Raw genomic sequence first — 19,904 nt, 5'->3', positions numbered from 1 at the left:
TAGGCAACCCGGCGCCCGGAACCCGGGAGGACACGCCGCGTGTCGTCAGGGACGGTCGCTGACGGTGGGCTGGCCCGGGACGCTGACGTCGTAGACCCTGCCCTCCTGCTGGAGCAGCGCGACCACGATCTCGGCCTTCTCCGCCGAGGCGTCCGCGGTGCCCCACCGCACGAGCCGCCCGTCCCCCAGCACCAGGTCGACCTGGTCGGTGCCGCTCAGCTCGACGTGGTCGAGGAGCGCCGTGACCTCCTCGGGCAGGGCGGCGACGACGGTGACCGCCTCGCGCAGCGCGTCGGGGTCGGCCGCGAGGTCCACGTCGGCGTCGGCGCCGGTCTCGATGCGGGGCAGGTCGGCGGGTGCGCGCTTGTAGGAGCCGAACAGCACGCCCTCGACGTCGACGGCACGCAGCAGCGCGCCCCGCTCCACGACCGCGACCGGCTCCCGCTCCTGGATCGTGATGAGGACGTCGTGCGGCCACTTGCGCGTGACCTCGACGCTGCGCACCACGGCGATCGAGGCGACCCGGCGCTGGATCGCGACCAGGTCCGCGGTCGCGAGCGGCCCACCGGTGGGGACGTCGGCCGCGGCGAGCACGTCCTCGGTCGCGATGGTCTCCTCCCCCACGACGTCGACGCCCTGCACCGACAGCGCGGTGGAGAAGTAGACGGCGTAGATCCCGCCGCCGACGAGCGCGACCACGACCACGAACACCAGGACGTAGCGCCAGGTCAGCCAGCGCCGGGCCCACTGGCGGCGCACGAACCGGCGCCGGGTGCGCTCCTCGGCGCTCCGGCGCCGCCTAGCCATCCGGGGGGCCGTCCGTGGGGCCGCCCGGGGGGCCGCCCGCCAGGAGGTCGAGCACCTCCGGGCCCACCCGGGTGACGGTGCCGGCGCCCAGGGTCAGCACGAGGTCGCCGGGCCGCGCGCGGGAGACCAGCTCGGCGGCGGCCGACTCGAGCGGGGTCAGCGCGACCCGCTCGGGTGCCAGCGGGACGGCGTCCGCGACGAGGCGCGAGGTGACGGCGGGGTCGGCCTCCTCCCGGGCCAGGTACAGGTCGAGGACGACGACCTCGTCGGCCGCGCCGAGCGCCCGGCCCATCGCGGCGCCGAAGATCCGGGTGCGCGAGACCAGGTGCGGCTGGAAGGCGACGACGAGCCGGCCGTCGCCCGCGAGCAGCCGCGCCGACTGGAGGTCGCCGTCGATCTCGGTCGGGTGGTGGGCGTAGCTGTCGTAGACCCGGACGCCGCCGGCCTCGCCCTTGCGCTCCATCCGGCGGCGGGTGCCGGTGTAGGCGGCCAGGCCGCGCACCAGGTCCGCGCGCGGCAGCCCGAGGGCCTCCCCCGCGGCGAGGGCCGCCAGCGCGTCGGCGACGTAGTGGTCGCCCGGCGCCCACAGCGTGGTGCCCCCGAGGGCGGAGGTGTCGGAGGCGGTGACGCGCACGACCCGACGGCCGGCGGCCTCCTGACGGTCGGCGAGCCGGGCCGCGCCGGCGTCGTCGACGCAGCAGACGAGGAAGCCGTCGGGGTCGAGACCGTCGGCGAACTCGTCGAACGCCGCGGCGTACGCCTCGGGCGTGCCCCACTGGTCGAGGTGGTCGGCGTCGACGTTGGTCACGATGGCGGCGTACGGCTCGTAGACGAGGAAGGCGCCGTCGCTCTCGTCGGCCTCGGCCACGAAGACCTCACCGGACCCGACCGCGGCGTTGACCCCGGTGGCCGCGAGGTCGCCGCCGATGGCGTACGTCGGGTCGGCGCCGGCCGTCTGGAGGGCCACCGTCAGCAGCGAGGTCGTCGTGGTCTTGCCGTGGGTGCCGGCGACGGCCAGGACGCGGCGGCCGGCCATCACCGAGGCGAGCGCGGCCGAGCGCGGCAGGATCCGCAGCCCGCGGCGCACCGCCTCGGCGTACTCGGGGTTGGTCTCGTTGACGGCGGTGGAGACGACGAGCGTGTCGCCGGCCTCGAGGTGCCGCACGTGCGAGGCGTCGTGGCCGACCGCGACCCGTGCGCCGAGCGCGCGGAGCGCGTCGAGGGTGGGCGAGTCGGTGCCGTCGCTGCCGCTGACCTCGACGCCCCGGGCGAGCATGATCCGGGCGATGCCGGACAGGCCGGCGCCGCCGATGCCGACGAGGTGGACGCGCCCGAGCCGCTCGACCGGCTCGAGGACGTCGGGGACGGGCACCCTCACGACGCCATCACCGGCGCGCCGCCTGCGCCACGATCGCGGCGAGCCGGTCGTCGGCGTCGCGGGGGACGAGACCCGCGGCGGCCGCGCCCATCCGGGCGAGCCGGCCGGCGTCGGTGGCGAGGGCGGGCACGGTGGCCGCGACCCAGTCGGCGGTGAGGTCGGCGTCGTCGACCAGCAGCGCTCCCCCGGCCGCCACGACCGGCTCGGCGTTGCGCCTCTGCTCGCCGTTGCCGATCGGCAGCGGCACGAAGATCGACGGGATCGCGCTGGCCGCGGCCTCGACGACGCTCGACGCGCCGCCGCGGCAGATCATCAGGTCGGCGGCGGCGAGGGCGAGGTCCATCCGGTCGACGAACGGGACCACGACGTACGGCACGCCGGTCGCCTCGGGGGCGGCCTCGCCCTTCGGGCCGACGACGTGCAGCACCTGCACGCCGGCGTCGCCGAGGGCGCGGGCCGCACCGGCGACGGCCTGGTTGAGCCGGCGCGCGCCCTGGGAGCCGCCGGTCACGACCAGCGTCGGCCGGTCGGCGTCGAGGCCGAAGAACGCCAGCGCCTCGGCCCGCAGCGCGGGACGGTCGAGCTGGGAGATCATCCGCCGGATCGGCAGGCCGACGTACTCGGCGTTCTTGAGCGGGGTGTCGGGGAAGCTGACCGCGACCCGCGTCGCGACCCGGGCGCCGGCCCGGTTGGCCAGCCCGGGGACGGCGTTCTGCTCGTGGACGACGAGCGGGATCCTGCGGCGCCGGGCGGCGAGGTAGGCCGGCATCGAGACGTAGCCGCCGTAGCCGACGACCACGTCGGGCTGCAGCCGGTCGATGATCGCCAGGGTCTCGCGGACGGCGCCGCGCAGCCGGCCCGGGACGCGGAGGAGGTCGGCGTTGGGACGGCGCGGCATCGGCACCGGCGCGATCAGCTCGAGCGGGTAGCCCGCCTCGGGCACCACGCGGTTCTCGAGGCCACGCGGCGTGCCGAGGCAGGTGACCACGACGTCGGGGTCGAGCCGGCGCAGGGCGTCGGCGGTCGCGAGCAGGGGCGAGGTGTGGCCGGCGGTGCCACCACCAGCGAGAAGGACGCGCATCACAGGAGCCAAAACTAGTCGGGTCAGCGTCGCGCCGAGACCCCGGCCGAGCGGATCTTCCTGCGCTGGGCGAGGGCCCGGGCGGCGGCGGGCTCGCGGCGGGCGAACCCGACGAGCAGGCCGAGCGCGGTCAGGGTGGGCAGCAGGCTGGAGCCGCCGTAGGAGACGAGCGGGAGCGGGATGCCGATGACCGGGAGCAGCGCGAGCACCATGCCGACGTTGATCGTCGCCTGGCCGATCAACCACACCACGATCCCGAAGGAGGCGTAGCGCACGAACGGGTCGGCGGTGTGCCGGGCGATGCGCAGCGCGGCGAAGGCGATGGTGACGAAGAGCCCGACGACCAGCAGGGTGCCGACCAGGCCGAGCTCCTCACCGAGGACGGCGAAGATGTAGTCGGTGTGGGCCTCGGGGAGCGAGCCCCACTTCTGCTGGCTGGCCCCGATCCCCTGGCCGAACAGGCCGCCGGAGGAGATGGCGTACAGCCCGTGGGCAGGCTGCCACCCGGAGCCGTGGAAGTCCTGGAACGGGTCGACGAAGTTGGTGATCCGTCCGAGCCGCTCGGCGTCGGTCGCGGCCATCGCGAGCGCACCCACGGCGATCGGCATGGTGGCCAGCAGGAACAGCCGCATCGGCGCGCCGACGACCCACAGCATGCCGGCGAGGATCGAGACGAACACGAGCGCCGTCCCGAGGTCGCGGCCGACGACGACCAGCAGCGTCGCCAGGAGCATCCCGGGCACCACCGGCACCAGGATCTCGTGGACCCGGCCGAGGCGACGCTCCTTGTTGGCGTAGATGTGGGCGGCCCAGATGATGAGGGAGAACTTGGCGATCTCGGACGGCTGGATCTGCAGGGGCCCGAGCGCGAGCCAGTTCCTGTTGCCGTTGATCTCCTCGCCGAAGATCGCCGTCGCCACCAGCAGCACCAGCGACAGCGAGAACGCCGGGTAGGTGAGGCGGCGGACCCACTGGTTGGGCACCCGGCTGGCCAGGAACGCCGCGGGCACGCCCACCACGACCCAGGTCAGCTGGCGCAGCACGACGGTGTAGGAGTTGCCGGTGCTGCGGTACGAGGCGACGCTCGAGGCGCTCAGCACCATGATCAGGCCGATGGTGAGCAGCAGCGCCGCGGCCCCGAGCAGCAGGTAGTAGGTCGTGAGCGGCCGGTCGAGGGCGTCGCGCAGCGCGGCGGTCCAGGCGCGCGGACGGGGACGTGGCACGGAGAGCCGGCGGGAGCGCTCGGGGGTCGCGGTGGTCACCCGGTCGTCTCCTGTCCTGCTACGGGGAAGTCTGCTCTCGGACCGCTGCGGCGAACAGGTCGCCCCGGGCGGCGTAGTCGGTGAACTGGTCCTGCGAGGCACAACCCGGTGCCAGGAGCACCGTGTCGCCGGGGACGGCCAGGTCGGCAGCCGCCTCGACCACGCGCCGCATCAGCTCCGGTCCGCCGTCTACGGAGCCAGTCTCACCGCCCTCGATCACGATCACCCGCACATCGGGTGCGTGTCGCGAAAGCGCGGCGGCGATCACGTCGCGGTCGCGCCCGATGAGGACGACGGCCCGCAGCCGCGAGGCGACCGACCGCACCAGCTCGTCGAACGCCGCCCCCTTGGCCAGGCCACCGGCCACCCACACCACGGGGTCGTAGGCCTGGAGCGAGGACTGGGCGGCGTGCGGGTTGGTGGCCTTCGAGTCGTCGACCCACGTGACGCCCCCGTGCGTGGCGACGACGGCGATCCGGTGCCCGTCGAGCCGGAAGGACCGCAGTCCCTCCCCCACGTCGGCGCGGCTCACGCCGTGGGCCCGGGCCAGTGCGGCCGCGGCCAGCGCGTTCGCGACCACGTGCGGCGCCGGGTCACCGCCCGCGGGTGCGAGGTCCGCCAGGGTGCACAGCTCGGCGGCGCTGGTCGCGCGCTCGGCGATGAAGGCGCGGTCGACCAGGATGTCCTCGACCAGGCCGAGCATCCCGACCGCCGGCATGCCGAGGGTGAACCCGACCGCCCGGGCGCCCTCCACGACGTCGGCCTCGCGCACCAGCGCCTCGGTACCGGGGTCGTTGACGTTGTAGACGCAGGCGCGCTGCACGTGCTGGAAGATCCGGCCCTTGTCGGCGGCGTACCGGTCCATCCCGCCCGCGGCTCCGGGCCCCACGGCGTCGTACCAGTCCAGGTGGTCCTCGGCGAGGTTGAGGACGGCGGCCGCCTGGGCGCTCATCGTCTGGGTGTAGTGCAGCTGGAAGCTGGACAGCTCGACGGCGAAGACGTCGTACGGCGCCGGGTCCATCACCGCCTCCACGATCGGCAGCCCGACGTTGCCGGCCGCGACGCTGCGCAGACCCGCGGCCCGCAGGATGCTGTCGAGCATCTGGGTGGTCGTCGTCTTGCCGTTGGTGCCGGTGACGCAGAGCCACGGGGCCGGCTCGCCACTCGGGCCCGGGGCGCGCAGCCGCCAGGCCAGCTCGACCTCGCCCCACACCGGGACGCCGCGTGCGGCGGCCTGGGCGAGCAGGGCCGAGTCGGGTCGGAAGCCCGGCGAGGTGACGACGAGGTCGACGTCGTCGGGCAGCGTCGCGGTGGCCCCGGTGTGGATGTCGACGCGGGCACCGAGCACCTCGAGGAGCTCGGCCTTCTCGAGCTGGGCGGCGGTGGCCCGCTCGGCCAGCGCCGTGACGCTCGCCCCGAGGTGGGTGAGGTTGTCGGCGGCGGCGAAGCCGGAGACGCCGAACCCCGCGACCACCGCCCGGACGCCGTCCCAGGGGGTGTCGCGGCCGAGGCCGTCGAGCCGGTCGGCTCCTGCTCCACTCATCGCCCGGTCCCCCGGGTCGCCGGCGCGGGGCGACGTGTCGTGACGCTCACAGCCGCGCGACCCACTCGGCGTAGAAGATGCCGAGCCCGGTCGCCACGAAGAGGCCGGTGATGATCCAGAACCGGACGACCACGGTGACCTGCTCCCACCCGAGCATCTCGAAGTGGTGGTGCAGCGGCGCCATCCGGAAGACGCGGTGCTGGGCCTCGACGCGGAAGACCTTGCGGAACAACGCGCTCTTGCGGCTGGCCTTGAAGACGGTGGTCTGGATCATCGAGGAGAGCGTGATCAGCACGAACAGGCCGCCGAGGATCACGAGCAGCAGCTCGGTGCGGGTCAGGATGGCGAAGCCGGCGAGCGCGCCGCCGAGGCCGAGCGAGCCGGTGTCGCCCATGAAGATGGCGGCCGGGGAGGCGTTCCACCAGAGGAAGCCGAAGCAGGCGCCGGTGATCGCGGCCGCGATGATCGCCAGGTCGAGCGGGTCGCGGACGTCGTAGCACTGGCCGCCGGGACTGTTCTCGCAGGACTGGCTGCTCTGCCAGATGTTCACCAGCATGTAGGCGCCGAAGACCATCACGCACGCGCCGGTGGCGAGCCCGTCGAGCCCGTCGGTGAGGTTCACCGCGTTGCTGGTGCCGGTGACGATGACCCAGATGAGCAGGACGGCCAGGATCGGCGGGAGCACCAGCCAGTCGATCTCGCGCAGGAACGAGATCTTCTCCGAGGCCGGCGTGTTGCTGCGGTCGTCCTCGAGCCACGGCGAGAGCGCGAGCGCGCCGAAGATCACCGCGACGAGGGTCTGGCCGACGATCTTGGCCTTGCTGCGCAGGCCGAGGCTGCGCTGCTTGTAGATCTTGATGAAGTCGTCGAGGAACCCGACCAGCCCGCAGCCGACGAAGAGGAAGATCAGCAGCAGCCCGGAGGCCGAGGGCGTCGTCAGGGTGATCAGGTTGGCGGCGAAGTAGGCGATGACGGTGGCGCCGATGATGACGACGCCGCCCATCGTCGGGGTGCCGCGCTTGGTGTGGTGGGAGGTCGGCCCGTCGTCGCGGATCTCCTGGCCGTAGCCGAGCTTGGTGAACTGGCGGATCGCGACCCGCGTGCCGAGCAACGAGATCAGCAGCGCGAGGCCACCGCCGAGGAGGATCGCTCTCATCGGGGCGTGTCTCCTCCGTTCTGGGGGGGCGAGCCGGCCAGCAGGTCGGATGCGATGTGCTCCAGGGCGGCTGCCCGGGAGGCCTTGACGAGGACGACGTCGTCGGCGTCCGCATTCTTCCGCACCCAGGCCGCGGCGTCGTCACGCCCCGCCGTGAGGACCACCTCCGGCACCCCGACGGCGCGGGCACCGTCGGCGACCCGGCCCGCGGCCTCCCCCACGACGACCACGACGTCGACGCCGGCGGCGGCCTCGCCCACCTCGCGGTGGCCGCTGTCGTGCTCGGACCCGAGCTCCTTCATCTCCCCGAGGACGGCGATCGTGCGTCCGGCGCGGTCGCGGCCGAGCGCCCGGACGGCGTCCAGCGCGGCGCGCATCGAGGCCGGGTTGGCGTTGTAGGCGTCGTTGAGCACCAGCAGTCCGTCGGCGCGCTCGGTGAGCTCCATCCGCCAGCGCGACACGGCCTCGGCCGACCCGAGGCGGTCGGCGACGACGGCGAGCCCGCGCCCGGCGGCCAGCGCCATCGCGGCCGCGGCGGCGGCGTTGGCGACCTGGTGGGCGCCGGTCTGGCGCAGCGCGACGGGGACCCACACCCCGTCGTGGCCGAGGTCGAACCGGGCTCGGCCCAGCCCGTCGAAGGTGACGTCGCGCCAGCGCACGTCGGCGTCCCGGCCGAACGTCAGCACCGGGGCCCGGGTGCGCGCGGCCATCGCCGCGACCCGCGGGTCGTCGGCGTTGAGGACGGCGACCCCGGTCGCGTCGAGCGCCTCGACGAGCTCCCCCTTCGCCGCGGCGATCGCGTCGACCCCGCCGAACTCGCCCACGTGGGCGGTCCCGACGTTCAGCACGGCGGCGATGCTCGGCGGGGCGATCTCGCACAGGTAGGCGAGGTGGCCGATCCCGCGCGCGCCCATCTCGAGCACGAGGAACTCGGTGGACTCCTCGGCGCGCAGCACCGTCAGGGGCACGCCGAGCTCGTTGTTCTGGTTGGCGCGGGTCGCGACCGCGCCGTCGCCCAGCACGTGGGCGAGGTAGTCCTTGGTGCCGGTCTTGCCCTGCGACCCGGTCATCGCGAGCACCGGGACCTCGAGGGTGCCGACCGTCAGCGCGGCCAACCGCCCGAGCGCGACCGTCACGTCGTCGACGACCACGGTGGGGGCGTCGGTCGGTCGGCTGCCGAGCACGGCGTGGGCGCCGGCGGCGTACCGGTGGCCGTCGACGTGCTCGCCCGCGATCGCGACGAACAGGCCTCCGGGCACCGCCTCGCGGCTGTCGAGGTAGGCGGCGCCGGTGACGTGCACGTTGGCTCCGTGGAGCTCGCCGCGGACGATCGAGGAGATCTCGCTCAGGGGAAGGTGGATCACGGACGCGCCTCCAGGACCTCGCGGGCGACGACCCGGTCGTCGAAGTCGTGCACCACGCCGTCGACCTCCTGGCCGGTCTCGTGGCCCTTGCCGGCGACCAGGACGACGTCGCCGGGGCGCGCGAGCCCGAGCGCGTGCTCGATGGCGGCGCGCCGGTCGCCGACCTCGACGACCCGCCCCGGCTGCGCGCGGTGCTCGGCGGCGACCCCGGCGAGCACGGCGGACCGGATCGTGGCGGGGTCCTCGGTGCGGGGGTTGTCGTCGGTGACCACGAGGACGTCGGCCAGCCGCGCGGCGATCTCGCCCATGATCGGTCGCTTGCCGGGGTCGCGGTCGCCGCCGGCGCCGAGCACCACGACGACCCGGCCGCCCCCGGCCTCCGCGAGCGGGCGCAGGGTCGCGACGGCGGCCTCGACCGCGTCCGGCTTGTGGGCGTAGTCGACGACGACGAGGAAGTCCTGACCGGCCTCGACCCGCTCGAGCCGACCGGGCACGCCACCGGAGCGACGGATCGCCGCGGCGACCGCACCGGGGTCGAAGCCGGCCTCTGCGGCGGCCGCGACGGCTGCGAGGGTGTTGGCGACGTTGAAGGCGCCCGGGAGCGGGACGCCGGCCTCGACGCGGACGCCGTCGGGCCCGAGCACGGTGAACGTCGACCCCTCCCGCTCCGACGCGACGTCGACCGCGCGCCAGTCGGCACCCGGGTCGCTCATCGAGAACGTGCGGACGGGCACCGACACCTCGCCGCGGAGTCGTCGGCCGTGCTCGTCGTCGAGGTTGACCAGCGCGAGCCGGGCCCGCTCGGGGGCGAAGAGGGACGCCTTGGCGCGGTAGTAGTCCTCGACGTCGGCGTGGAAGTCGAGGTGGTCGCGACCCAGGTTGAGGAAGACCGCGACGTCGAACACGACGCCGTCGACACGACCCATCACCAGCGCGTGGCTGGACACCTCCATGGCGCAGGCCTCGACGCCGCGCTCGCGCATGACGGCGAAGAGCCCGTGCAGGTCGGGGGCCTCGGGCGTGGTGAGGCTCGTCGGCACGTCGACGCCGTCGATCCGGGTGCCGACGGTGCCGACCACGGCCGCGCGGGTGCCCGAGCCCTGCAGCCCGGCCTCGGCGAGCCGCGTCGTCGTCGTCTTGCCCTGGGTGCCGGTGACGCCGATCATCCGCATCGACGAGGCAGGGTCGCCGTGGAGCCGCGCGGCGAGGCCGCCGAGCACGGCACGGGGGTCGTCGACCACGAGCACCGGGACCCCGGTCCCGCTCGCCGCGGCGACCGCGGCGCCGGCCGGGTCGGTGAGGACGGCGACGGCGCCGGACCCCACGGCGGCGGGGGCGAAGTCGATCCCGTGCACCCGGGCCCCGGGCAGGGCGGCGTACAGGTCGCCGGGGGCGACGCGCTTCGACGACAGCGTCAGACCGGTCACCGCGACACCCCGCGCACCGTCGGGGACCGTCGCACCCAGCCAGGCCGCGACGTCGTCCAGGGGCGTCGTGGTGGGGGTGCGGGGGCGGGTGGGCGGGAGCCCGGACTTGTCGGTGGACATCGGTCCACCATCCTCACCCATCACCACTCGACGGGCAGCCGCGAGGGTGGTGTGCCGGTGGGCGCCACCGCGTAGCGACGCAGCGCGTAGCCCATGATCTGGGAGAACGCCGGGCCGGCGACCGAGCCGCCGCCCTCGCCGTTGCGGGGGTTCTGGACGACGACGTAGATGGTGAAGCGCGGGTCGTCGGCGGGGGCGAAGCCGCCGAAGGAGACCGTGAAGGTGCCGTCGTAGCCGTCCTTGCCGGCACGCTGGGCCGTGCCGGTCTTGCCGGCCACCCGGTAGCCCGGGACGGCGGCCCCCGGCGCGACGCCGACGTCGGGGTCGACGACGCGCTCCATCATGAGCGCGGTCTGGCGCGCGGCCTCCTCGCTGACCACGCGCTGCTTGGTCGCCGCGCCGGTGCCGACCTCCGTGCCGTCGTCGAGGGTGGCGGTGCCGCGGACCACGCTGGGCTCGACGTGCACCCCGCCGTTGGCGATGGTGTTGACCGCGCTGGCCATCTGCAGGGCGTTGACCGAGTAGGACTGGCCGAAGGCGATCCGGTCGCCGGTCTGGCTGGTCCAGTCGTTGCCGGCCGGCAGGATGCCCTTGGTCTCGCCGCTGATGCCGACGTTGGTGCGCTTGCCGAGGCCGAAGGCCGACAGGTAGCGGCGCAGCTGGCCCGGCTCGAACTCGTCGGCGGCCATCACGGTGCCGATGTTGGAGGACTTCGCCAGGATCCCGGCCAGGGTCAGCTTGATCCACCCGTGGTCGAAGTAGTCGCCGATCGGGCGGTCCTGGCGCATCAGCTGCGGCGGGACGTTGAACTTCGTGCGCGGCGTGACCTTGCCGGCGTCGATCAGCCCGGCCACGGTCAGCACCTTCGACACCGACCCGGGCTCGTAGACGTCGGTGAGCGCACGGGAGTTGTAGTTGGCCTCCGGCGACAGCTCGGGGTGCTCGGCGTCGTACGTCGGGTAGTCGGCGAGCGCCAGGAGCTCACCGGTCTGGCGGTCCAGGACGACCGCGGAGCCCGAGTCGGCCCGCGCGCCCGTCACCGTATCGGCGAGGACCTCCTGGACGTACCACTGCAGGTCACGGTCGATCGTGGTCGTCAGGTCGGCGCCGTCGCGGGCCTCGTCGACGGTGTTGTCGCCCAGGGGGATCCGGGCGCCGCCACTCCCCGTCTGGTAGCGGGCCTCGCCGTCGTGGCCGGAGAGCCAGGTGTTGAAGGAGTTCTCGAGACCGGCGAGCGGCTGGGCGGCGCCGTCCTTGTCGGGCGTGCCGAGGAAGCCGACCAGGTTGGCCGCGACGTCGCGCGACGGGTAGACCCGCACCGGGTCGTCGCGCAGCTCGAGGCCGAGGAAGCCCTGCTCCTTCGCCGCGGCGACCACGTCGCGGGCCTCGGCGGCCGGCACCTGGCGCGCGAGGTACTGGAACCGGCTGTCGCGGGCCTGGAGCCGCTCGAGGGTGACGAAGTAGTCGAGGTCGAGCCGCTTGGACAGGAACGTCGCGAGCTCGGGTGCGTCCTGGGCGGTGAGGGAGGGGTCGGCGACGACCATCAGGCCGTCGATCGAGCCGGCGAGCGGCACGCCGTCGCGGTCGAGGATGTCGCCGCGCTCGGCCGGCAGCACGACGCTGACCTGGCCCTCGGCGGCCGCCATCGCGGCGTACTGCTGCGGGTCGATGCCCTGCAGCTGCACCAGGCGGGCGGCGAAGACCGACATCACCATCGCGATCGCCACGAAGCCGATGCGGAGCCGGACCGTGGAGGACCCGCGCCCGCTGCCGCGCGGGCGGCTCCGGGGGCGAGACGACACGGGCGTCCTCCTGATGCTGGGCCTGGTGCTGGGCCTGGCGCTGGGGCGTGGGGCGGGGCGCTTGCGGGGCCCGGTGCCGGGCCGGTTGCTCGTGCCCACTATCGGACGCCGCCCTGCCCGCGCCCGGACGACGCGCCGGGGCACGGCCCCGGGACCGCCGCGGTCGGCCTGCCCGTGACGGCGCCGGTCTCGACGTCGAGGAAGGTCGCCGACGGCGCGGCGACCATGCCCAGCGCGCACGCCTGGGCGGCGAGGTTCGTCGGGTTGCGGAGCTCGTCGATCTGGGTGGTGAGCGCCTGCTGGCGCGCGGCCAGCACGCTGGCCTCGTCCTCGAGCCGTGCCGCCGTGAACGAGGCCTGCTGCATCGAGGTGTTGAAGAGGAGGAGGCCGACGACGCCGGCGAGGAGGAGCACGCTCACCAGCGTCACGAACGGCACCTTCGGGGCCCGGCTGCGCAGCCGGGGCACGACGGCGAGCCGGGCGCGATCGGCCGCGCCGCCGCGGGCCAGGGCCCGCGGCAGCGGCCGCACACCCGTCCGCCGGGCTGTCGGGATCGTCAGGCTGCTCATCGGGCTGCTCATCGGTGTGCCTTTCCGTTCCACGGATCGCGCGGGTTGCTCGGGCGGGTGCGCTCGACGGCCCGCAGACGGACCGAGGCGGCGCGAGGGTTGGCGTCGATCTCGCCGGCGTCGGCCTTCTCCGCGCCGCGGGTGACCAGGCGGAAGGCGGGCTCGCTGCCCTCCGGCACGAAGGGCAGGTCCGGTGGCACCTCGCTGCGGGTGACCGCGACGAAGGCCTGCTTGACCAGGCGGTCCTCGAGCGAGTGGTAGGCCTCGACGACCACGCGGCCGCCGACCGTCAGGGCCTCGATCGCCGCCGGCAGCGCGCGGCGGAGCACGGCCAGCTCGTCGTTGACCTCCATCCGCAGGGCCTGGAAGGTGCGCTTGGCGGGGTGGCCGCCGGTGCGTCGCGCCGGCGCCGGGATCTCGGCGTACAGCAGCTCGACGAGGGCGGCGCTGGTGACGAACGGGGCGCTCTCGCGCTGCCGCACGATCGCGCCGGCGATCTTGCGGGCGAACTTCTCCTCGCCGTAGTCGCGCAGCACCCGGGTCAGCTCGGCGGCGCTGTAGGTGTTGAGGACGTCGGCCGCGGTCGGCCCGCCGCTGCGGCCGGTGCCGTCCATCCGCATGTCGAGGGGGGCGTCGACGGCGTAGGCGAAGCCACGCTCGGCGACGTCGAGCTGCATGGAGGAGACCCCGAGGTCGAACAGCACGCCGTCGACCCCGCCGTCGGTCCGGCCGCGGCGGTCGAGGCCGAGGTCGGCGACGACGTCGGGGATCTCGTCGTAGGTCGCGTGCACCCCGGTGAAGCGGTCGCCGTACGGCGCCAGGCGCGCGCCGGCCAGGGCCAGGGCGTCCGGGTCGCGGTCGATCCCGACGACGCGGGCGAGCGGGCAGCGGGCCAGGACCGCCTCGGTGTGGCCGCCGAGGCCGAGGGTGGCGTCGACCAGGACCGTCGGGCCGCCGGCGGCGCCCTCCCGGTCGAGTGCGGGCCGCAGCAGGTCCACGACCCGGTCGAGGAGCACCGGGTCGTGCTGGGGGCGGTTCACGTCAGCGTCCCAGCCCGGCCAGCAGGAGGAGGGCCACGGCACACGTCAGCGACATCCCCAGCGAGAACGCCATCAGGACCGCGGCGTCGCGGGCCTGCTGGCGGACCCGCGGCGGCGCGGGTGCGGGTGTGACGCTCATCGGTTCGACCCCAGAGACGTTGGTGGGTTGCTGAGTGGTGCCTGGTGGTGCGTGGTGGTGCGTGGTGGTGCGTGGTCGTGCGTGGTGGTGCGGTGGAGCCGCAGGGCCAGGTCCCGAGCCCGCCTCCTCCCGCTTCGCGAGCGAGCGTGCGAAGTCACGGGGAAGGTGTGCCTTCTGGAACCGGGGAAGGTGCCCCAGATGGCAGCGCGGAGGGAGCGGGCCAGAGACCTCGTCCTGCGGATCCGTTGTGCAGTTGAGTCGTGCGGGGCGGTGCGGTCGTGCGGGGCGGTGCGGTCGTGCGGGGCGGTGCGGTCGTGCGGGGCGGTGCGGTCGTGCGGGGTGGAGCGGTGGTGCGGGGTGGAGCGTGCGGGGCTACTCGCCCTCGTCGAGGTCGGAGAACTTCTGGATCTCGGCGGCCTGGTAGTCCTCCCAGGCGGTCGGGTTCCAGATCTCGAGGCGGTTGCGGACGCCGATGACGACCACGTCCTTCTCGAGCCCGGCGTACTCCCGCAGACCGGCGGAGATGGAGACGCGGCCCTGCTTGTCGGGCACCACCTCGTCGCCACCGGAGAAGAACATCCGCTGGTAGCCGCGGGCTGCCTTGTCGGTCATGGAGCGCTCGGCGGCCCGGTCGGCCTCCACGTCGAAGACGTCGGGGGGCCAGACGACGAGGCAGTGCTCCTGACCCTGCGTCACCACGACCCCCTCGGCCAGTCGGTCCCTGAACTTGGCGGGGAGGAAGAGGCGTCCCTTCTCGTCCAGCCTCGGTCGGTACGTGCCCATGAAACGCATCGGGCACCTCCTGCCTCAGCCTCGAGACACCACCGGCATCCCCGCTTGCTCCACTTTCCCCCACCTTACGCCACTTTCCCCCACGGTCAACCACATCCGCCCCCTTTCCCCCACCGCGCTCCACCGCGCTCCCCCGCCCTCCCTCGCGCCCACCTGCGCTCCCCCGCCCCCGCTCGGCGGGACGAGGTGGACCTCGGGCGGTCGCAGGACGGGCCGACCGACGGCGTAAGTTGCGCCCACGCCCTACGGTGGTCAGCGACGCGCGTCCAGGACGCGTGGGCACTGCCCGGACACGGAAGGACCTGGACAGGTGGAGCACGTGGATCAGAGGCAGGCGGGCATGGCCGGCGCAGGCTCGGCGGGCGACCTCGACACGCTCGCGCGGGTCGTGGGACGGATCCGCGGCAACATCGAACGGGTCATCGAGGGCAAGCCGGACGTCGTCCAGTCGGCCCTCGTCGTCCTGCTGGCCGAGGGCCACCTCCTCATCGAGGACGTGCCGGGCGTCGGCAAGACGATGCTGAGCAAGGCGCTGGCCCGCAGCATCGACTGCTCGGTGCGACGCATCCAGTTCACGCCCGACCTGCTGCCGTCCGACGTCACCGGCGTGTCGGTGTTCAACCAGAACACCCGCGAGTTCGAGTTCCGCCCCGGTGGCGTGTTCGCCAACATCGTGGTCGGCGACGAGATCAACCGGGCCTCGCCCAAGACCCAGTCGGCGCTCCTGGAGTGCATGGAGGAGCGCCAGGTCACCGTCGACAACAACACCTACCAGCTCGAGACGCCGTTCATGGTCATCGCGACCCAGAACCCGATCGAGATGGAGGGCACCTACGCCCTGCCCGAGGCCCAGCGCGACCGCTTCATGGCGCGGGTCTCGATCGGCTACCCCGTCGAGGCCGCGGAGATCGCGATGCTCGACAGCCACACCTTCGCCCGCCCGCTCGACGACCTCGAGCCGGTCGCCGACGCCGGCGAGATCCGCAAGCTGGCCGCCATCGTCGGTCAGGTCTACGTCGCCCCGGCGGTCCAGCAGTACGTCGTCTCGATCACCGGCGCCACCCGCCGCAGCAACGACCTCGTCCTCGGCGCGTCGCCGCGAGCCACGCTCCACCTGGTGCGCGCGGCCAAGGCCCAGGCCGCCATCGAGGGCCGCGACTACGTGCTGCCCGACGACATCCAGCGACTTGCACAGCCCGTCCTCGCCCACCGCCTGCTGCCGAGCGTCGAGGCCGCCATGGGGGGCCGCACCACGCAGGCCATCCTCGACGGGATCCTCGCCGGCGTCCCGGTGCCGAGCCCGCAGGGCGGCGCGGCACCCGTCCCCCACCGTGCGTGAGGCGTTCGCCGGGCTGACCGTCCGCGGACGGGCGTTCCTGGCCGCCGGGATCACCGCGATCGTGTGCGCGGTGCTCCTCGGGCAGCCGGCGCTGACCCGCGTCGGCGTCCTGGTGGTCGCCCTGCCCGTCGTCACCGCCGTGGTGCTCGGCCGCTCGCGCTACCGCCTCGCCCTGGTCCGCACCGTGACCCCCCAGCTGGTCTCCGCGGGTCAGCCGGCGCGCGTGCACCTCGCGCTGACCAACGAGGGCCGGACGCCGAGCGGCGTCCTCATGCTCGAGGACCACGTGCCCTACGTCCTGGGCACCCGGCCGCGCTTCGTGCTCGACGGCATCGGGCACGGGTGGCGTCGCCAGGTCGCCTACCAGGTGCGCTCCGACGTGCGCGGACGCTTCGAGATCGGTCCGATGACGGTCCGGGTCGGCGACGGCTTCGGCCTGGTCGAGCTCGGCCGGGCGTTCCGGATGACGGTCCCGCTCATCGTCACCCCCCGCACCGTGCCGCTGCCGGCCATCCCGCTCGGCGGTGGCTGGACCGGCTCGGGCGACAACCGCCCGCGCGCCTTCGCGATCGGCTCCGCCGAGGACGTCACCGTCCGCGACTACCGCCAGGGCGACGACCTGCGGCGCGTCCACTGGCGCAGCTCGGCGAAGACCGGCGAGCTGATGGTGCGCCGCGAGGAGCAGCCGTGGCAGTCCCGGGCCACGATCCTGCTCGACAACCGCCTCGTCGCCCACCGTGGGCAGGGCGTCGCGTCGTCCCTCGAGGCCGCGGTGTCGGCGGCCGCGTCGATCGCGCTGCACCTGAGCCACCGGGGCTTCCAGGTGCGCCTGGTGACCGCCGCCGGGGAGGACTCCGGCGGCCCGTCGCTGTCGCAGTGGCACTCCCGCGACGCCGACCTCAACGTCCGCCCGCTGCTCGAGGCGCTGGCGGTCGTCGAGCTCGACTCGCGCGACCGGCTCGACACGTCGTGGATGGGCGAGGCCGCGCACGGCGGGCTCACCGTCGCCGTCCTCGGCTCCGTCGACCAGCGTGACGGCCCCGCGCTGCGCCGCATCGTCCACCACACCGCCTCGGCCCTGGCTGTCGCGCTCGACGTCGACGCCTGGTCCGGTCCCTTCGTCGACACCGCGAGCGCCGCGCCGTTCCTCGCCGGCTCCGGGTGGCGAGCGGTCTCCCTCGGTCCGCGCGACCGGCTCGAGGCGGTCTGGGAGGACCTGGGCCGCAGCTCGGCGCGCGGCGCCTCCCGACTGCGGACCGCGGCGGTGCCGTCGTGACCATCGCACCCGTGCAGGACCGCCTGCAGGCCGGGTCGCCGGCGCCGCGCCGCGCGTGGGGTCGCGAGCGGGCCGCGCTCGGGGTCCACCTGCGCTTCGCCGCAGTCACGGCCGCGACCACGTGGATCGCGATGTGGTCGTGGCGCGGCTTCAGCGACGTCCCCGCCCGGTTCATCGGACCGCTCCTCCTCGTGGCGCTGACCGTCGGCGCCACCGGCGCCGTCGCCCGGTGGCGCCGCCTCCCGGCGGCCCTCGTGGTGCTCCTCCAGGCCCTCACCGGCCTCGCCGTGGTGTGCCTGCACGTCGGCGGCCGGCCCTACCCCGGGCACGCGTTCTGGGACGGGCTCGCGCGGGCGGTCGACGACGCCAACACCTACGCACCCCCGGTCCCGGTCACCAGCACGATCGACGTCAACCCCCTGCTCCTGGTCTCGGGCCTGGTCGCCCTGGTGCTCGTGGACCTGTGCGCCGCGACCCTGCACCGCGCTCCGCTGGCCGGGCTGCCCCTCCTCACCGTCTACAGCGTGCCGGTGAGCCTGCTCGGCGGTGGGCTGTCGTGGTGGATCTTCGCCCTCACCGCGGGCGGCTTCCTCTTCATGCTGTTCCTCCAGGAGGAGGAGCACCTGAGTCGCTGGGGCCGCTCGCTCGACGGGTCCGGCGCACCCGTGCGGCGGCTCAGCGACTCGATGCGCGCCAGCGCCTTCGGCATCGGGGCCGCGGCCACCGCGGCCGCCGTGCTGGTCCCGCTGGCCGTGCCGACCTTCGACTTCTCGATCTTCGACACCGGACCGGGTGGCGACGGCGACGGCGACATCGAGATCACCAACCCGATGGCCGACCTGCGTCGCGACCTCGTGCGCGGCGACGACATCGACCTCATCACCGTCCGCACCGACGACCCGAGCCCCGACCACCTGCGGATCTCGGTGCTCAACCGCTTCACCAACAACGAGTGGAGCGCCGGCGACCGCGACGTCCCGACCTCCAACCTGGCCCAGGGCGAGCTCCCCCTGCTCGAGGGCGTGGAGAGCTCGGTGGCGACCGAGGTCGCGACCTACGACTACGACGTCGAGATCACCGACGAGCTGGAGTCGAAGTGGCTGCCGACCCAGGCCCCGATCAACCGGATCGTGGCCGACGGCGACTGGCGCTGGGACCCCTCGACGATGGACTTCCTCGCCAGCGACGAGGACCTGACCACGGCCGGGATGGGCTACGACATGACGGCCGTCGAGCTCGCCTACGACGAGAACCGGCTGCTGTCGCTCGACGCCAACGCCGAGGCCGTCTCCGACGAGCTCACCGAGCTGCCCGACGACTTCTCCTCGGTGGAGGTCCTCGACGAGAGCGGCACCACCTCGGTCGCCACCCTCGCCCGGCGGGTCACCACCGGCAGCACCAGCGACTTCGAGGCCGCCGTCCTGCTCCAGCAGTGGTTCCGCCGCGACGGCGGCTTCACCTACGACGACTCGCCCGACACCACGCGGGTCGGCACCGACGAGCTGGCGTCGTTCCTCTCGGTCGGGGAGGGCGGCCGGACCGGCTACTGCGAGCAGTACTCCGCAGCGATGGGCGTGATGGCCCGCACCCTCGGGATCCCCGCCCGCGTCGCCGTCGGCTTCCTGCAGCCCGACGGCCCCGAGCAGACGGGCGAGGAGGACACCTACGTCTACAGCGCCCACGACCTCCACGCCTGGGTCGAGCTCTACTTCCCCGGCGCCGGCTGGGTCCTCTTCGACCCCACCCCGCCGCAGCGGGTCGACCAGTCGACGCTGCCGGACTACACCAACGCCGCGATCGAGCCGGCCCCCGTCCCGTCGGTGACCCAGGTGCCCGAGGAGACCCGGCCCACCACGACGCGCCCGCCCGAGCCGCCCGCGACCACCACCGACCAGCCCGACCAGCAGACGGCCGACGACACCGCGGCCGGTGGCTCCGGCGTCCCGTGGGGATGGCTGCTCCTCGGACTCGTCGTGGTCGTCGCCCTGGTGCTGCTGGTGCGCCTGCCCCGCCTGCTGCGCAGCCGCCAGCGCGCACGCCGGCAGGCGGCCGGTCCCGAGGCCGCCTGGGCCGAGCTGCGGGCCACCGCCCTCGACCTCGGCCGCCGCTGGCCGGAGGGCCGCTCCCCCCGCGAGACCGCCGCCGCCGTCACCGACTGGTTCGGCGCACCGAGCGCGCCCGACACCGCGGGCACTGGCACTCAGGACACCCCGGGCACCGACGAGCGCCCCGCGCACGGGCCCGGGGTCGCACCCGAGGCCGAGGCCGCCCTGGCCCGGATCGTCGCGCAGGTCGAGCGGTCGCGCTACGCCCGCCACCACGACGTCGAAGCCGGCTCGTCCGACGACGACGTGCAGACCTGCGCCGCCGCCCTCGCGCTCGGCGCGACCCCACGCGCCCGCCGACGCGCCACCTGGCTCCCGGTGTCGGCGTTCCAGCGCGGGGCGCGCGGCGAGGCCGCCGCGGCCCCCGACAGCAGCGACGAGCGCGGCCGTCGCGTCGAGCACATCTGACTCTCAGCCGAGCCCCGGCGAGGGCCCACCCGGAGGCTGAGCTAGCGAGCGCCGCCGCCCCAGCCGGAGGTCGAGCAAGCGAGCGCCAGCGAGCGCCGACGAGACCCCGGACGCCGACGGCTACGTCATCGGCGGCGTCGGCCTCGGAGGGCCGGAGGTCCCGACACGCGGGTCGCGACCTCGTTCCTCAGCCGCCCCGCTTGCTCGAGCGCCGACGACCTGACTAGGCCTCGCACGCTCGGACCGTCAGCCCAACGACCAACGACCTGACTCGTCCTCGCACGCTCGGACAGTCA

The 19,904-nt window shown here is 74.4% G+C and carries 16 protein-coding genes; 3 read left to right on the top strand and 13 right to left on the bottom strand.

The window, feature by feature from the left end:
• Positions 1–45: 45 nt before the first annotated feature.
• From E4623_RS16210 to mraZ, 13 genes are all read right to left on the bottom strand, one after another.
• Positions 46–807 (bottom strand): FtsQ-type POTRA domain-containing protein, encoded by a 762-nt coding sequence (locus E4623_RS16210; RefSeq protein ID WP_134767570.1) that lies wholly within the window; start codon positions 805–807, stop codon positions 46–48.
• The gene (gene murC, locus E4623_RS16205; protein ID WP_134767569.1) at positions 800–2,185 is read right to left on the bottom strand and encodes a UDP-N-acetylmuramate--L-alanine ligase; all 1,386 of its coding nucleotides are present in this window, start codon (positions 2,183–2,185) and stop codon (positions 800–802) included. The genes E4623_RS16210 and murC overlap by 8 nt, the downstream gene beginning before the upstream one ends.
• A gap of 7 nt (positions 2,186–2,192) precedes the next feature.
• The gene (gene murG / locus E4623_RS16200; RefSeq protein ID WP_134767568.1) at positions 2,193–3,266 is read right to left on the bottom strand and encodes an undecaprenyldiphospho-muramoylpentapeptide beta-N-acetylglucosaminyltransferase; all 1,074 of its coding nucleotides are present in this window, start codon (positions 3,264–3,266) and stop codon (positions 2,193–2,195) included.
• A 23-nt stretch (positions 3,267–3,289) separates the two neighbouring features.
• Positions 3,290–4,528 (bottom strand): putative lipid II flippase FtsW, encoded by a 1,239-nt coding sequence (gene ftsW / locus E4623_RS16195; RefSeq protein WP_134767567.1) that lies wholly within the window; start codon positions 4,526–4,528, stop codon positions 3,290–3,292.
• Between the two features lie 19 nt (positions 4,529–4,547).
• The gene (murD, locus tag E4623_RS16190; protein ID WP_134767566.1) at positions 4,548–6,071 is read right to left on the bottom strand and encodes a UDP-N-acetylmuramoyl-L-alanine--D-glutamate ligase; all 1,524 of its coding nucleotides are present in this window, start codon (positions 6,069–6,071) and stop codon (positions 4,548–4,550) included.
• A 46-nt stretch (positions 6,072–6,117) separates the two neighbouring features.
• Positions 6,118–7,227 carry a phospho-N-acetylmuramoyl-pentapeptide-transferase gene (gene mraY / locus E4623_RS16185; protein WP_134767565.1) on the bottom strand — a complete coding sequence of 370 codons (1,110 nt, stop codon included), beginning with the start codon at positions 7,225–7,227 and terminating at the stop codon, positions 6,118–6,120.
• Positions 7,224–8,591 (bottom strand): UDP-N-acetylmuramoyl-tripeptide--D-alanyl-D-alanine ligase, encoded by a 1,368-nt coding sequence (murF, locus tag E4623_RS16180; protein ID WP_134767564.1) that lies wholly within the window; start codon positions 8,589–8,591, stop codon positions 7,224–7,226. Before murF ends, mraY begins: the two co-directional genes overlap by 4 nt.
• Positions 8,588–10,138 (bottom strand): UDP-N-acetylmuramoyl-L-alanyl-D-glutamate--2,6-diaminopimelate ligase, encoded by a 1,551-nt coding sequence (locus E4623_RS16175; protein WP_134767563.1) that lies wholly within the window; start codon positions 10,136–10,138, stop codon positions 8,588–8,590. The genes murF and E4623_RS16175 overlap by 4 nt, the downstream gene beginning before the upstream one ends.
• A gap of 20 nt (positions 10,139–10,158) precedes the next feature.
• Positions 10,159–11,940, bottom strand: a complete 1,782-nt coding sequence (locus E4623_RS16170; protein ID WP_245155116.1) for a penicillin-binding protein 2 — start codon at positions 11,938–11,940, stop codon at positions 10,159–10,161.
• Positions 11,941–12,038: 98 nt separating this feature from the next.
• Entirely contained in the window at positions 12,039–12,509 is a 471-nt protein-coding gene (locus E4623_RS16165; protein ID WP_134767562.1) for a cell division protein FtsL, read from the bottom strand.
• An 8-nt stretch (positions 12,510–12,517) separates the two neighbouring features.
• Positions 12,518–13,549 (bottom strand): 16S rRNA (cytosine(1402)-N(4))-methyltransferase RsmH, encoded by a 1,032-nt coding sequence (gene rsmH / locus E4623_RS16160; protein WP_134767561.1) that lies wholly within the window; start codon positions 13,547–13,549, stop codon positions 12,518–12,520.
• 1 nt (position 13,550) lies between these two features.
• A complete protein-coding gene (locus E4623_RS22715; protein WP_167736681.1) occupies positions 13,551–13,688 on the bottom strand; it encodes a hypothetical protein in 138 nt (45 codons plus the stop codon).
• A gap of 372 nt (positions 13,689–14,060) precedes the next feature.
• Positions 14,061–14,480, bottom strand: a complete 420-nt coding sequence (gene mraZ, locus E4623_RS16155) for a division/cell wall cluster transcriptional repressor MraZ (protein ID WP_134767560.1) — start codon at positions 14,478–14,480, stop codon at positions 14,061–14,063.
• Positions 14,481–14,820: 340 nt separating this feature from the next.
• Between mraZ and E4623_RS16150 the strand changes: the two genes are divergently transcribed.
• From E4623_RS16150 to E4623_RS16140, 3 genes are read left to right on the top strand one after another with little or no spacing between them, the layout of a single operon-like run.
• Entirely contained in the window at positions 14,821–15,819 is a 999-nt protein-coding gene (locus E4623_RS16150) for a MoxR family ATPase (RefSeq protein ID WP_134767737.1), read from the top strand.
• Entirely contained in the window at positions 15,812–17,095 is a 1,284-nt protein-coding gene (locus E4623_RS16145; RefSeq protein ID WP_134767559.1) for a DUF58 domain-containing protein, read from the top strand. The genes E4623_RS16150 and E4623_RS16145 overlap by 8 nt, the downstream gene beginning before the upstream one ends.
• On the top strand, positions 17,092–19,608 hold the full coding sequence (locus tag E4623_RS16140) for a DUF3488 and transglutaminase-like domain-containing protein (protein ID WP_134767558.1): 2,517 nt from the start codon (positions 17,092–17,094) through the stop codon (positions 19,606–19,608). Before E4623_RS16145 ends, E4623_RS16140 begins: the two co-directional genes overlap by 4 nt.
• Positions 19,609–19,904 lie beyond the last annotated feature (296 nt).

Origin of the sequence: Nocardioides sp. 1609, assembly GCF_004522105.1 — a bacterium.
In the GTDB taxonomy this organism is placed as follows: Bacteria; Actinomycetota; Actinomycetes; order Propionibacteriales; family Nocardioidaceae; genus Nocardioides.
This window is presented reverse-complemented; position numbering and strand designations above follow the sequence as displayed.

What these genes read in the sequence shown, in the direction of transcription:
- E4623_RS16210 (WP_134767570.1), bottom strand. Translation starts at nt 807, where the DNA reads ATGGCTAGGCGGCGCCGGAGCGCCGAGGAGCGCACCCGGCGCCGGTTC.
- murG (WP_134767568.1), bottom strand. Translation starts at nt 3,266, where the DNA reads ATGCGCGTCCTTCTCGCTGGTGGTGGCACCGCCGGCCACACCTCGCCC.
- murD (WP_134767566.1), bottom strand. Translation starts at nt 6,071, where the DNA reads ATGAGTGGAGCAGGAGCCGACCGGCTCGACGGCCTCGGCCGCGACACC.
- mraY (WP_134767565.1), bottom strand. Translation starts at nt 7,227, where the DNA reads ATGAGAGCGATCCTCCTCGGCGGTGGCCTCGCGCTGCTGATCTCGTTG.
- E4623_RS16175 (WP_134767563.1), bottom strand. Translation starts at nt 10,138, where the DNA reads ATGTCCACCGACAAGTCCGGGCTCCCGCCCACCCGCCCCCGCACCCCC.
- E4623_RS16165 (WP_134767562.1), bottom strand. Translation starts at nt 12,509, where the DNA reads ATGAGCAGCCTGACGATCCCGACAGCCCGGCGGACGGGTGTGCGGCCG.
- E4623_RS22715 (WP_167736681.1), bottom strand. Translation starts at nt 13,688, where the DNA reads ATGAGCGTCACACCCGCACCCGCGCCGCCGCGGGTCCGCCAGCAGGCC.
- mraZ (WP_134767560.1), bottom strand. Translation starts at nt 14,480, where the DNA reads ATGCGTTTCATGGGCACGTACCGACCGAGGCTGGACGAGAAGGGACGC.
- E4623_RS16150 (WP_134767737.1), top strand. Translation starts at nt 14,821, where the DNA reads ATGGCCGGCGCAGGCTCGGCGGGCGACCTCGACACGCTCGCGCGGGTC.